Origin of the sequence: Dyella solisilvae (assembly GCF_003351225.1) — a bacterium.
GTDB lineage: Bacteria > Pseudomonadota > Gammaproteobacteria > Xanthomonadales > Rhodanobacteraceae > Dyella > Dyella solisilvae.
Map to the genome: position 1 here is coordinate 92,448 of NZ_QQSY01000001.1, position 12,885 is coordinate 105,332.

The following is a 12,885-nucleotide window of genomic DNA, read 5'->3' on the forward strand; positions in this document are numbered from 1 at the left end:
CGAAGCCAGTACTCCACTCCCCTCGCAGAGATTCCAGACATGATCAACAGAGTCATTTGGCCCGCGCGATTCGACCCGAGAATATCGGCCATCTATGCGCTCAACGACATCGATGTGAAAGCGCCTCCCGAGGTCGTTTGGAAGCTGCTGGTCGAAGCGGAGAATTGGGCGCGTTACTTCCCCGCCGAAGACCAGGTCAAGATCCTGTCCGGCGAGCCTGAATTGACGTTGGGCACACGATACCAACGCGTGACAGTCGGCTATCCGATGTCGTTGACGGTCACCGAATGTGTACCCGGACAGCGCCTTGCGTGGTCGTCAACGGTCGATGGTGACGAGACCAGCTCAAGCGCGTACCACGGCTGGGTCATCACGCCGACGAAGGACGGATGTCATGTGCTGACAGAGGAGACGCAGCAAGGTGATTTTTTCCTCGAAGTGATCGGCCGCCAACATCCGGGGGCTCTTTATCGCTACCACCAGGAATGGGTCGAGTGTCTTGCGCGTGCCGCCGAAGCGGAGGCGGCTCGGCACGCCGGTTGATCCAGCTCCTCAATTTCAAGAGACGCCTGCCATGCATATCAACCTGAAGGGCCGCAAGGCGCTCGTGACAGGCTCGACAGCGGGCATTGGCCTGACGGGTTCCTGCGCTGAGCGCCATGAATGAATCGTAGTAGGCGCTGAAGGTTCCTGTCCCCGTCATCAAAAGACAGGTAAACGACGCAAAATCACTTCGGATGAAAATCTCATGAGTCAGTCAGTACTTTTTACGCCAACACGAGTCGGCAACCTGGCATTAGCCAATCGCATCGTGATCGCCCCGATGGCCCAGTACTCGGCCAAGGACGGACAGATGGGCGATTGGCACCTGATGCACCTGGGCCAGTTGGCGATATCGGGCGCGGCAGCGCTAACCATTGAGGGGACGGCTGTTACCCCGGAGGGACGCACCACCTATGCCGACGTGGGGCTCTATTCGGATGAGAGCCAGGCCGCCATGGCGAGCGTGCTGCGCGGCGTTCGGCGGTGGTCAGACATACCGATTGGAATCCAGCTCAATCATGCTGGCCGAAAAGGATCTCGACAGAAGCTATGGGAGGGTGGCGCACAGATTCCATCTGGTCAGGCAAATGGCTGGAGCACGTACGCCCCCTCGCCGCTCGCCGTCGCGACCGGTGAGACTCCCCCCATCGCCCTCGACCGGGATGGCCTGGTGGCCATTCGCAACGCTTTTGCGGCCGCAGCACGACGCGCCTCAGTGCTCGGGCTGGACTTCATACAGATTCTCGGCGCGCATGGCTATTTACTGCATCAGTTCCTCTCACCCCTCTCAAACCAGCGGGATGACGAATACGGCGGCTCAGTGGAAAACCGAATGCGCTTTCCGCTCGAAGTTTTTGATGCCGTGCGAGACGCGTTTGCGCACGACCGCCCAGTTACGATGCGGGTGTCTGCTACTGACTGGGTAGATGGTGGATGGTCTGTCGAGGACACGATCGCCTTCGTCAGAGCACTGGAGGCGAGAGGCTGCGCCGCGATCAATGTCTCAAGCGGCGGCTCCAGCCCGGCCCAGCAGATTCCGATCGGCCCAGGTTATCAGGTCCCGCTTGCAAGGGCGGTGAAGCAGGCAACGACACTCCCAGTGGTCGCGGTCGGCCTGATCACTGAGTTCGAGCAAGCCGAATCCATACTCAGCGCGGGAGACGCCGACCTGGTCGCACTCGCTCGGGCCATGCTCTTTGACCCTCGTTGGCCGTGGCATGCTGCCGCTCACTTCGGCGCTCAAGTCCGGGCGCCAAACCAATATCTTCGCGCCCCACCGAGCCGGCTGCAAAAGCTGTTCGCTTGAATGCGCTGTGTTGTGGGAATGGCAACCTCCACAGAATGGACGACAAGACGACTGTCGATGGATGTACTGCCAGCCGCAAACCACCAAAGGGCCACGGCCGCGCCGACGTGCGTCAGGTCAATGCCAAGGGTGGTCATGACGAATAATTCGCCGCCTACGTGCATCTTCAGACCCTTAAGGAGCCAGTTCAACGACGTCTTATTCCGTGGATGACCAACAGCCAGGTTTTAATTACCTCCGACGTAATTGAGCAGAGACAGCCCATCTCGCATAGTGAGTCCCACTCGGGAAACCTTCCCGAGCCCTCCCCCACCTACTTGCGAGATTAAAGCCATGTCCAACTTTCCCATTCACACGTTGAAATCCGCTCCTGAAGCGTCCAAGCCCGCGCTGGAAGGCCTGCAGTCCGCCTTTGGATTCGTTCCCAACATCGCTGCCGCCATGGCAACTTCGCCGGTTCTCATCAACAGCCTGGTTGCGCTCTTCCATCAGGTGCATGGCGATGGCAAGAGCTTCTCTGAGCCGCAAATCGAAACGGTGCTTCTCACTGATGCCGTTACAAATGGCAGCACTTGGGCCGCGGCCTTCCATTCCTACTTGGCCATCAACAAGGGCGTGCCAGCGACCGACGTTCAGGCGATCCGTGATGGCGATCTGCCCAAAGATCCCCAGTTTGCGGCCTTGTCGCGACTGGCCAAGACGCTCATTGAAAAGCGTGGTCGACTCAATACGCATGACAAGGACGTGTTCCTGCAGGCGGGTTTCAGCCCCAATCAGTTGCTGGAAGTCGTGGCCATCGTGGCCGCATCGACCATCACCAACTACACCGCCAGCATCACGCACCCGCCGCTGGAAGAAAATTTCCAGCCGCATGCCTGGACGGCCTATTGATTGGTCTACCGACAAGGAAACGCCAAGGGGCGGTGCGCGTCACTGCACCGCCCCTTGTGCACCCGTCTTGCGATGCGTTTTGACACTCCAGATCGATCGCCTTGTAGGCGCCCGAGGTTATGTCAGACGCGTCTCACCTCAACGCGTGCTGAGGATCCTCGTCACTGGTGGAAGACATACATGAACAGACCGGAGCACGACTGATGGATCACTCGACTCGGAGTTGGCGCCAACCCAGGGCATGGCTGGCCCTGGGGGTGATCCTCATGGCCTATTTTCTTCAGGACCCAGTCGAACGTGCCACATGGTCGCCACTGCAGCGATTGGCCGAGCTAACCTTTTCTACGAACGGTCAGATGTCGCTAGCCAACTATGCGGGTCTGATGGTTTTCAGATTGATCTGGAACGCCCTATTGGTAGCGGCCGTATTAGTGTTGCTCGGAAGGCCTTGCGATGGCTTTCCGTTGAGGGACCGAGCAGGAGTACGCCATTTTGCGATCGGCCTACTCACTGGTTTGGTTGTCATGGTATTCGCCATACTGAGCATTGCGGGCCTGGGCGATGCAATCATCTCCGCCTCCGGCGAATCAGTGGTCTCTGCGCTCTTCTATGGCGGCGGCTGGCTCGCATCCGATGCTGTCGGAGCGCTGGGGGAAGAGTTGTATGGACGAGCGGCGATCCTCCTGGTGGCGGAGCGTTTTTTCGGTTGGAAAGCTGCCATCGTCATTTCCGGCCTCATGTTCTCCATGGTGCACATAGGTAACCCGGGAGCGAGCGCCATATGGCTCGTTCGTCTTGGCGCCCAGGGTGCCCTGCTTGCTTACGCCGTCTATCGCACACGTTCGTTGTGGTGGTCAGTCGGATATCACACCGGCTGGAATTGGGCCAGCGCTCCGTTGTTCGGTGCTGCGGGTAGTGGCTATTTGGACGAAGGGCACCTGTTCGACTTCAACCCTCATGGCTCGACCTGGATAACCGGAGGCGCGGTTGGTCCCGAAGGCAGCTTGTTTGCCTTTCTCGCAGTCATGTTGGCGCTGTCGTTCCTTCTCATTGCCACCCGACATTCAAGGACCCAAGCCACGCACGCCAGCGACTGACGTCCATTGCCAATTACATGTCCTGTTCCATACGCCAAGGGACGAGTAGGTGATCGTGGCAGCATCGACCATCACCAATTACATCGGAAGTGTTACGCCGCCGCTGGAGCCAGATTTTCAGGCGCACGCCTGGACAGCCCACTGAATTCATCCAAGGCAAAAAACCATGGTGAAGTGCGCTTCACGGCGCCGCGCCATGGCACTTAATCCACCCTCGAATTCCCTCGGCCAAATCGATACATCGTTAGCCCCCTGAAGCGAGTGTGCGTAGCCAATGAAAATTTCATTCGTTCCTCACGCTCCGGAAAGTATGGGCAGTGAGATCACTATCCAATGAAGCCTGGCGGACCCTGCCGACATGCACAACATTGACCCCGAGACTCATCTGACCATCGGCGCCTTCATCTACGACGACATGGATCAGTGTGATTTCACCGGCCCCTTCGAGGCCCTTTCCAGGGTCCCCAACTCAACGTTCAAAAGTTTCGCCAAAGACACCGGCCCCGTGCGCGACCTGTACGGCCTTCGCTTCCTCCCCGACCTCTCCTTAAGCCAGGCCCCTCAGCTCGATGTCCTGCTGGTGCCGGGCGGACACGGACAGGAAGCACTCATGGATGATGAAGAAGTCATCGGTTTTATCCGGTCACAGGCCCGCCATGCCCGCTATATCTTTTCGGTGTGCACGGGCGCATTGCTCTGTGGAGCAGCGGGACTTCTCGAGGGCAAGCGTGCCACGACTCACTGGACCGCCATGGGGGTCCTTCCACTCTATGGCGCTATTCCAGTGAACGACCGTGTAGTTGTTGATGGAGACCTGATCAGCACCGGCGGCGTCACTGCCGGCATCGATGGCTCGCTCGTGGTTGTATCCATGCTTCGTGGCGTTCAATCGGCGCAAGAGATCCAGCTTTACATGGCTTACGATCCGCAAACGTCGTTTACCGCCGGATCCCCAGGGACCGCTCCACCGGACGTTCTGCACACAGTGACCGAGCACGCCAAGGCCATCACTGCGCGGCGCATGGATGCCGGTAGGCGCTATCAAGCATCATCGATGCATGTCGTCCGCACTGCCCACTAGGGTGGACCCGGCATGGACTACTGCTCGAGCATCCATCGAAGAAAGCACTCTTGGGCCATGCGTCCTACCTGGCCACGTGCCATCGCGCACGCGTGCCCATCGAAGGATGATGTGAAAACGACCAAGGCAGTCAAAAGGTAAACAGCATCATGAATGCAGCGCACCCCGAACGCACCCAAAGTGCGCTAGCTCAGAATGAGCTAGGCGTCCTGCTGCGGTACTGGCGTCGTACCCGTGGCAAGAGTCAGCTTGAGGTCTCTCTCGACACGGGTATTTCGCAGCGCCACATAAGCTTCATCGAGAGTGGACGAAGCGTGCCTAGTCGCCAGACGCTCACTGACATGGCCCAGGCGCTCGATGTCCCTTTCCGGGAGCGAAATGCGCTGTTGCAGGCGGCCGGGTATGCAGCCATGTATTCTGATGGTCCACTTGACGCCGCGGAGATGCAGGGCATCTATAAAGCCCTGGATCGCATGCTTGGCCAGCACGCACCCTTTCCTGCCCTGGTCATGGATCGGTACTGGAATATCTTGCTGGCCAACGAATCGACGCCTCGCTTCTTTGGTTGCTTCATCGACATGTCATTGCACCCAAAGCCGCGCAACATGCTCCACCTGATCTTTGATCCCAAGGGGATGCGTCCATTCGTTGCCAACTGGGATCAGGCTGCCCGCAGCTTGATCCAGCGCGTGAAAGGCGAATCGATTGGGCGTGTCATCGACGACAAGACGCGAGAGCTTCTACAGGCACTTGGCGCCTATCCCGACGTCAAGCCTCAGTGGATGGCGGCTACTGATTTAGGCCAGGCCCCTCGCTCACCGGTTATACCATTGAGCTTCATAAAGGATGGGACGACCATGAATTACTTCTCGATGGTCACGACCGTGGGAACCCCGCAAACGATCGGTGCACAAGAGCTTCGCGTTGAGTGTCTGTTCCCTACTGATGAGGCCACGGAAAAGAGGCACCTTCAAATGCTGGCCAATTGATGGTGGCGCACCATCCATCAGGACCATGGCCGCCCCTCCGCGCAGTTCCTCTGCCAATGCACAGACAAGATCGGAGAGAAACCACTCAGAGCCAGACGTTCAGGCGCTGCCAGCCGAGCCGAATCTGAGGAAACGGTCGCATCGCCGATCGCCTAGAAATCTCTGAGGTTGTCAGTTTCGTTGCGCAGTACGTGGAGAAACTGCTCCAATTCTGCCTTGCGCGCCGGCACGCGCGCGCGTCCAGCAGGAGAGAGGACGTGGCCGGGAACCTCCGCCAGATTGGAGGTGAGCATGGGGATCACCTCGGGTCCTTGCGGCTTTCCGCCATTCGCGTCGATCAAGGCCAATATTCTCGCCGCTCCGATCGCGCCCAGCCAGTCGAGTGCGTCGGCATCGTGCAGATATAACGCTTCGGCGCCTTGCGGCGTCCTGTCATACATGTGGGTTCGGATGGCGCCTTGAACTTTGGCGATCTTCTCCATCGGAAAGCCGGTGTCCTTGAGGACTGATGCAACGGTGTCGGCCGCCACGTCCGCATGGTCACGCTTGGGATCCCGCCATGGAGGAAACATCCCCATGTCGTGAAGGTAGGCTGCTGCGAACAAGACATCGTCATCGAGTTGCACGTGATCGGACTCGGCCAACTCATGCGCAAGACGGTAGTCGCGAACAGAGTGGGAATATCCCCAGGCCGGATGCTTGAAATGCTCCGCCGCGAATTCGTCCACCCTCTGGCGCCAGTCGGACGCTGTCGCGCCTGGCGCTGCGCCAACCGGTGCGCTCAGAGTCATGACAGCAAGAGCTGAGAAACACAGCACCAACTTAAGGTACGACATGGCAGTCCTCACTCCTTCATTGACGAGGCGCAAGAATGTCGTCAAGGATCGCGGCAACCCCGGGTACTCGCTCAAGATGCGGATATCTCGGACCACCGGTCCACGCCACCGACAACGCTTGCGTCGTTACACCTCGCACGACCTGCAGGTCGATCTTGCCGCCGTTGCGCGCGGCGATGACGGCGGTCTTCAATGCCTCAGCACTGTAAGGAGCGCCATTGACCGACTGCACCTTCGCCCCTGCCACGATGCCCGCATGCCAGGCCGGCCCATCCCAGGTGACTGCGGTGACCGTTCCATCCTTGTCGAGAGTCATCCCCAGCGAATAGCGCAGGTCGATCACTCCGCTGCGCTGCTCGGTCGCCAACTGCTGAGGAGACGGTTGGTCCGTCCAGCTCAGCCTATAGCCACCGCGTGTAATGCCATCGAGGTCGGCGGTGGCGGCGACGCTGTCCACGCGGGCGCGAAGGAACGTCTCCCAATCGTAGGGCAGTACGGCGTTGAGGCCGGCGACGAGATCTTCGAACGTATAGGGCGCCGCCACCAGGCTGCCGTCGCGGACACCGAAAAATCCGCGCGCAAAGTCGTCCAGCGATTTGCGGCCGCCACTGCGCTCGCGGATCAGCGTGTCGATGTCCAGCCAGACCAACTCCCCCTGTGAGTAAGCGTCGATTACGCCCAGCTGCCAATCCGGCCAGGATTGGCGCCGTCCATCCGGCCAGAGGTTGGCGTTGCCGTGCTGGATGAGAACCTCGTCTGACGCGTCTTGAAGCGTGCGCCACTGCATCCCCGGGCGCACCGCAAAGTCCGACGCCACTCCCTCCCACGATGCCACGGCCTCCGGAAGGGTGGTGATGCCCGATCGAGCATCGAGCACGCCGTTCCAATAGACCGTCAGGCCTTCGAAGACCCACAGCAGCGACTCTTGCGGCGGCGTGTTGAAGTTGGCCGGCCACATGGGTGCGGGCACTCGAAAAAGGCCGTTCCAGGAATGCACATACCCGTGGAAGGGAACGCCCCATCGGCTGGAGAAACGCTCTTTGTTGCTGAAGAAGTCTGCCGGCAGTTGGTTCTCACCGGATTGACGCTGCTCGAAATAGCTCGGGCCGAAGTCGTTTGACAGCCATACCATCAGGTCGTAATGGCCGAAATGCCGGCCGCCGAACAATTTATAGGCCTGCGCCACCTCGCGCCGATATCGGTCGATGGCCTCGTCCGGCACCACGAGACCGGCCTCCGTGTCGGCAGCGATATCCAGGCGCACCGGGACCGGGTTCTCGCTGAGCGAGTATTGCTTCAACCAGCGCGCGGCCATCACCGGCGAATCCACAAGTGTGTCGAGCGATGTGGGCGCGAATTTCAGGACATCACCCGAACGTTGGGCGCCTTCAAGCGACGAGGCGAACTGCCAATTTGCGGGTAGCGTCACCGTCGGAGCGACCATGATGCGGCGCGCGTAGTAGCCGGCCGGATATAGCACGTGGCTTTGCCACTGCAGGTCGAGCATCGTCGGGGTTGCGAGGACCGGGCCGACGCGTTGCTCCGAGGGAACGAGAAACTGGAAGTTGAGTTCGACTTCTTTGGCGCCCGCGGGCACGTCAACCTGAAATGCGGCGGCTTCAGCCGGGTCGCGGCGCCACGTCAGCGGGGCGCCGGCCGCCCTGACCACCAAGCCGGCGAGTTGGTCGAGCGCGTTGGGCGGCACCGGGTCGCCCGGAATCCATTCCGGAAACAAGAGCGTCAAGCGCTGACCGCCTTGCACCGGCACCGTTTCGTGGATCCGGTGAATGCCCCGCGCAACGTCAGTCGCGTCGATCTCGAGGCGGATCACGCCCGGATACGCGACGTCGCGGGGTGCTTCGATCGCTGGCGGCGGTGTGACGGCCTTGGGCAGCGGCCAGACATCGGGCGATGTGCTCGCGACTGCCAGCGTTGGCAGCCCGAGCACGATCAGAAAAGTACTCGCCAGTGCTTTGATCATATCGAGTCCCTTTGCCGTTCAAATTCAGCCCAGCTTAGAACCGGATATTGAACTCATCTGTCTTTCTATGATGCTGGTGAAGCGTATGACGGGGTTCATCCGAATGCTCCAAGGGAAGAAGAGTGCCATTGGAGGGCGAACGGGTCGGGTATGCCTAGAGAGATTGCGGCCAGCCGTGCTCCGAATGCGGCGGATGGCCTGGCTTGGCTCGCGCCGAATTGGAACGGCGCTTGGCGCAGGGCCTGCGCGGAGGTTCGACAGACCCGTGCGCGGCGCTATCGGTGAGCCGAATCATGGGATCGAGGTTGGTCAGTACTTGTACCTGAGCGACGCGATCGTATCGCCCTTCCTGGGCCTGCGTCGCCCAAGGTGCTCCGAATATCCCATGGAGTGACTGGATGGCCGTGGCGTTTCAGAGCTGCGCAAGGCCGCCGTCGACAGCGAGCTCGCTGGCAGTCATGAAGCTGCTGTCCGGCGACGCGAGAAAGGCAGCAGCGGCCCCGATCTCCGCCGGATCGGCCATGCGCTGGAGCGGAGTCATCGAAGCGAAGACCTTCTGCCCCTCCTCGCCCAGCGCTTCCTTCGCGAGTTCGGTCGCCGTCGCCCCGGGCGACAGTACGTTTACCCGGATGCCGGTGCCCTTCAGGTCCTCCGCCCAGGTTCGCGCGAGGTTGCGCACTGCCGCCTTGCTCGCGCTGTATGCGCTCATTGCCGGGGCGCCGGTGGTGCCGGCGCTAGATCCGGTCAGGATGATCGAGCCGCCCTGGCCCATCAGTGGCAGCGCCTTCTGGACCGTGAAGATCGTGCCCTTCACATTGGTGTCGAAGGTTTCGTCAATGTGCTCGGCAGTGATCGCCCCGAGCGGAAGCTGGCTTCCCGCCCCGGCATTGGCGAAGACGATATCGAGAGTTCCGCGCTCGGCCTTCACTGCCGCGTAGAGCCGGTCGAGGTCGACCAGGTCGGAAACCGAGCCCTTCACTGCGCGAGCATTGGGGCCGAGCTTGGCCACGGCGGCGTCGAGCGCTTCCTGCCGGCGGCCGAAGATGAAGACGAAGGCGCCCTCGTCAATGAAGCGCTTCGCCGCAGCGAAACCGATACCGGTGGCGCCACCGGTGATCACGGCGGTCTTTCCATTAAGTCGGGTCATGTCATGGATGCCTGGTTGGGGTTGCCCAAGCATGTGGTGCTGATTACCTTTGGACAAGTATGCACTTTTTGGTAAGTATCAAATATGACAACGCCTCCTGAAATCTGCGATACCGGCTGCGGGCTCAACGCCACCCTGCGCATCATCTCTGGCAAGTGGAAACCGCTGATCCTGTTTTTCCTTCGGAACGGCCCGAAGCGCTACGGCGAGATCAAGCGCTTGATCGACGGCGTCAGCGACAAAGTGCTGATCCAACAGTTGAAGGATCTTGAGGCCGATCACGTACTGGCGCGGACCGACTACAAGGAGGTGCCACCGCGCGTGGACTACGCACTAACCCCGCTTGGTCGCAGCCTGGCCGAAGCGATCGTCCCGCTATGCACGTGGGGAACGGAGAACGCGTCGGAAATGGCTAGCATCTTCGCCAAGCGCGACGCGTCGCCGTAGAGTAGGTCTAATCTACCGGCGCTGACTCGCTGCCATCCGCGACATCTTGCGAGCGAAGCGCTGATCGCACTGCGTGAGCCCATGCCCCTAACGCAAGTTCGAATGGATGCCCACCAGGCTCCGGAGTCACCTTCCCGGTTGCTCACTTTGGTGATCGGATGGGGGCCCTGCACGCTTGCCAGCAGCATTGGCGCCCTGGCCGTCATCCACGACGCTCCGCGGCAGGCACTTTTCGACTTGCTGCTATGGCTCGCATACAGCCTGGCCGCATTCCCCTTTGCCTGGATCTTGCGCTCTACCTGGCGTGCGAACTTGCGCTTCAGCGTGGCCGTAGCATTGCTGATGTTGACCAGCTTCCTGCTGGCGATGCTGGTTTCGATTCCGCAATATGAATTGGCAACCCGGCTTGGCCTGATACGACCTGCCCCGCTATGGCCTGCCCTGCTTATTCGCATGCAAGGCAGCTGGTTCCTGCTGATCATCTTCGCGGCGCTGTATTGGGTGGCTGGCTACAGCATCCTGGCCATGAAACGGCGGGAGCGGGAAGAACAAGCCGTGGCGCTTGCCCGGGATGCCGAGCTCATTGCACTCCGCTATCAATTGCAACCGCACTTCCTGTTCAACGCGCTTAATGCCATATCGACGCTTGTCGTCGAACGACACACGGATCAGGCCGCCCGAATGATCGCCCGTCTGGGCGACTTCCTGCGGCTTACCCTGATTGGCGACGGGAGACACGAAGTTTCACTGGCGGAAGAATTGAACGCCACCGCGTCCTATCTGGATATCGAGCGCGCGCGCCTGGGCGATCGCCTGTCGATCACCATGCAAGTCGGACCTGAAGTCATGCTGTGCCGCGTCCCATGGCTTTTCATGCAGCCCCTGCTGGAAAACGCCATTCGGCATGGGGTAGCCATGCGACCTGAAGGTGGTCGTATCGATGTCGATGCATCGCGCCATGGCGACCATCTCTGTGTGCGGGTGAGAAGCGACGGCACGTGGCGCGAAAGTGCTTCACCGTCACTCGATGGCCAAGGGATTGGCTTGAGCAATATCCAGGCGAGGCTCTCCAAGCTCTATGGCGACACCGACGCGCTGTCCATCAAACAGGGCCAGGAAGATGTCACCGTGACGGTCCGAATCCCCTTCGTCACTCACCCTTATTCCGAGGCGTCTTGATGCGTGTTTTAGTGGTGGATGACGAGCCTCTGGCGCGTCGCGGCATCATCGCCCGCCTCGCTCGGGAGGAGGACATGACTGTGGTTGGCGAGGCGGCGGACGGCGCCAGCGCCGTGTCGGCCATGAACGAGCTCAAGCCCGACCTGGTCTTTATCGACATCGCCATGCCCGCACTTGACGGCCTATCCGCGGTGGCGATGCTTCCGTGGGAGCATCGCCCCATCGTGATCTTCGTCAGCGCGTTTGATCAGTTTGCCATCCAGGCGTTTCAGGTGCGCGCACTGGACTACTTACTCAAGCCCATCGACGACGATCGATTTTCTGAATCCGTCGCTCGGGCAAAAGAGGCATGGCTTGCCCGCCCCCATAGGAGCACAACACCCTCGCAACCTTCGAGGTTCACTGTTCGGGTTGGCGCCCGTGAGGAGGTGGTCGACATCGCCCATGTGGACTGGATCGAGGCTGACGGTGATTACGCGACGCTCCACCTTGGCCCACGGACGCTTTTGCTGCGGGAACCCTTGCACAAGCTGGCTTCGCGTCTCGATCCCGACCAATTCGTACGCATCCATCGCTCCACCATCGTGCGTGTCTCACGAGTCGCACAGATTCAAGCGCTGACCAATCGGGATGCCATGATTCGGCTCACCGATGGCACCGCGCTACGGGTCAGTCGAACGTACACGCAAGCCCTGCGACAGGCGTTGTTCCAATTTGGCGCGAGCTGAGTCAGGCCATCTGGCGCATGCGGAGCACGGCTGGCCGCAAGCTCTCTAGGCATACCCGATCCGTTCGTTCTCCAATGGGGCTCCTCTTCCCCTGGAGCATCCAAATGAACCCCATGGTTCGCATCATCAGCATCTTGAGCCTGGCCTCAGTCGCCTCCGCCAATGCCTTGGCGGCGCCCACCACCGTGGAAGACACCCAGGACGTCGAGCATGTCATGCACGCCTTCCACCAGTCGGTGGTCGATCACGACGGCGAGCGGTTATCAGCGCTCTTTTTGCCCCAAGCCAATCTCTTCCTGAATGTCCTTGGCGATGATCGATTGGCGGCGGCCCGAGCAAAATTACCGGACGCCCCGAAAGTGCGCGTCAGCTCCCCCGCGGAATTCGCCCATTACGTGAGTACGACGAAGTCAGCCCTGGACCCCGTACATAGCCATCTTCAAGTACACAGCGACGGCATCATCGCTACCGTCTACTTTGATTTCGTCTTCAATGCCGACGGCAAACCAAGCAATGTCGGCAATGAAACGTGGCAACTGGTCAAGGGAGAACAAGGTTGGCGTATTGCGGCGATTACCTACTCGTCAAGAATTCCAGGCTCGCAACGCACTGCATCACCCTAAATGGCGAAGCCGGATTTGGGGTGCCTTGGCTTAGGCC

The 12,885-nt window shown here is 60.2% G+C and carries 13 protein-coding genes; 10 read left to right on the plus strand and 3 right to left on the minus strand.

What is annotated here, in order from left to right; translation table 11 throughout:
- Positions 1-39: 39 nt before the first annotated feature.
- The 6 genes from DVT68_RS00350 to DVT68_RS00380 all read left to right on the plus strand — a co-directional run bounded on the left by DVT68_RS00350 (position 40) and on the right by DVT68_RS00380 (position 5,907).
- The gene (locus tag DVT68_RS00350) at positions 40-543 is read left to right on the plus strand and encodes an SRPBCC domain-containing protein (protein ID WP_114823093.1); all 504 of its coding nucleotides are present in this window, start codon (positions 40-42) and stop codon (positions 541-543) included.
- Positions 544-748: 205 nt separating this feature from the next.
- Positions 749-1,849: an NADH:flavin oxidoreductase/NADH oxidase gene (locus tag DVT68_RS00355; RefSeq protein WP_114823094.1), complete on the plus strand. Its 1,101-nt coding sequence runs from the start codon at positions 749-751 to the stop codon at positions 1,847-1,849.
- 333 nt (positions 1,850-2,182) lie between these two features.
- Positions 2,183-2,740, plus strand: a complete 558-nt coding sequence (locus tag DVT68_RS00360; protein WP_114823095.1) for a carboxymuconolactone decarboxylase family protein — start codon at positions 2,183-2,185, stop codon at positions 2,738-2,740.
- A 266-nt stretch (positions 2,741-3,006) separates the two neighbouring features.
- Positions 3,007-3,837 (plus strand): CPBP family intramembrane glutamic endopeptidase, encoded by an 831-nt coding sequence (locus tag DVT68_RS00365; protein ID WP_158543426.1) that lies wholly within the window; start codon positions 3,007-3,009, stop codon positions 3,835-3,837.
- Positions 3,838-4,195: 358 nt separating this feature from the next.
- The gene (locus tag DVT68_RS00375; RefSeq protein ID WP_114823097.1) at positions 4,196-4,918 is read left to right on the plus strand and encodes a DJ-1/PfpI family protein; all 723 of its coding nucleotides are present in this window, start codon (positions 4,196-4,198) and stop codon (positions 4,916-4,918) included.
- Positions 4,919-5,067: 149 nt separating this feature from the next.
- On the plus strand, positions 5,068-5,907 hold the full coding sequence (locus DVT68_RS00380; protein WP_114823098.1) for a helix-turn-helix domain-containing protein: 840 nt from the start codon (positions 5,068-5,070) through the stop codon (positions 5,905-5,907).
- A 152-nt stretch (positions 5,908-6,059) separates the two neighbouring features.
- On the opposite strand, the gene DVT68_RS00385 is transcribed toward DVT68_RS00380, so the two are convergent.
- The 3 genes from DVT68_RS00385 to DVT68_RS00400 all read right to left on the minus strand — a co-directional run bounded on the left by DVT68_RS00385 (position 6,060) and on the right by DVT68_RS00400 (position 9,871).
- A complete protein-coding gene (locus DVT68_RS00385) occupies positions 6,060-6,743 on the minus strand; it encodes an HD domain-containing protein (protein ID WP_114823099.1) in 684 nt (227 codons plus the stop codon).
- A gap of 16 nt (positions 6,744-6,759) precedes the next feature.
- Complete coding sequence (locus DVT68_RS00390; protein WP_114823100.1) at positions 6,760-8,724, minus strand: M61 family metallopeptidase; 1,965 nt, start codon at positions 8,722-8,724, stop codon at positions 6,760-6,762.
- A 412-nt stretch (positions 8,725-9,136) separates the two neighbouring features.
- Complete coding sequence (locus tag DVT68_RS00400; RefSeq protein WP_114823102.1) at positions 9,137-9,871, minus strand: SDR family NAD(P)-dependent oxidoreductase; 735 nt, start codon at positions 9,869-9,871, stop codon at positions 9,137-9,139.
- A gap of 84 nt (positions 9,872-9,955) precedes the next feature.
- Between DVT68_RS00400 and DVT68_RS00405 the strand changes: the two genes are divergently transcribed.
- The 4 genes from DVT68_RS00405 (at position 9,956) to DVT68_RS00420 (ending at position 12,848) form a co-directional block, all read left to right on the plus strand.
- Positions 9,956-10,318 (plus strand): winged helix-turn-helix transcriptional regulator, encoded by a 363-nt coding sequence (locus tag DVT68_RS00405; protein ID WP_114823103.1) that lies wholly within the window; start codon positions 9,956-9,958, stop codon positions 10,316-10,318.
- Between the two features lie 102 nt (positions 10,319-10,420).
- Positions 10,421-11,497: a sensor histidine kinase gene (locus DVT68_RS00410; protein ID WP_158543427.1), complete on the plus strand. Its 1,077-nt coding sequence runs from the start codon at positions 10,421-10,423 to the stop codon at positions 11,495-11,497.
- The gene (locus DVT68_RS00415; RefSeq protein WP_114823105.1) at positions 11,497-12,225 is read left to right on the plus strand and encodes a LytR/AlgR family response regulator transcription factor; all 729 of its coding nucleotides are present in this window, start codon (positions 11,497-11,499) and stop codon (positions 12,223-12,225) included. The genes DVT68_RS00410 and DVT68_RS00415 overlap by 1 nt, the downstream gene beginning before the upstream one ends.
- A 104-nt stretch (positions 12,226-12,329) precedes the next feature.
- Positions 12,330-12,848, plus strand: a complete 519-nt coding sequence (locus tag DVT68_RS00420) for a Cif family virulence factor (protein WP_199535934.1) — start codon at positions 12,330-12,332, stop codon at positions 12,846-12,848.
- The last annotated feature ends 37 nt before the right edge of the window (positions 12,849-12,885 follow it).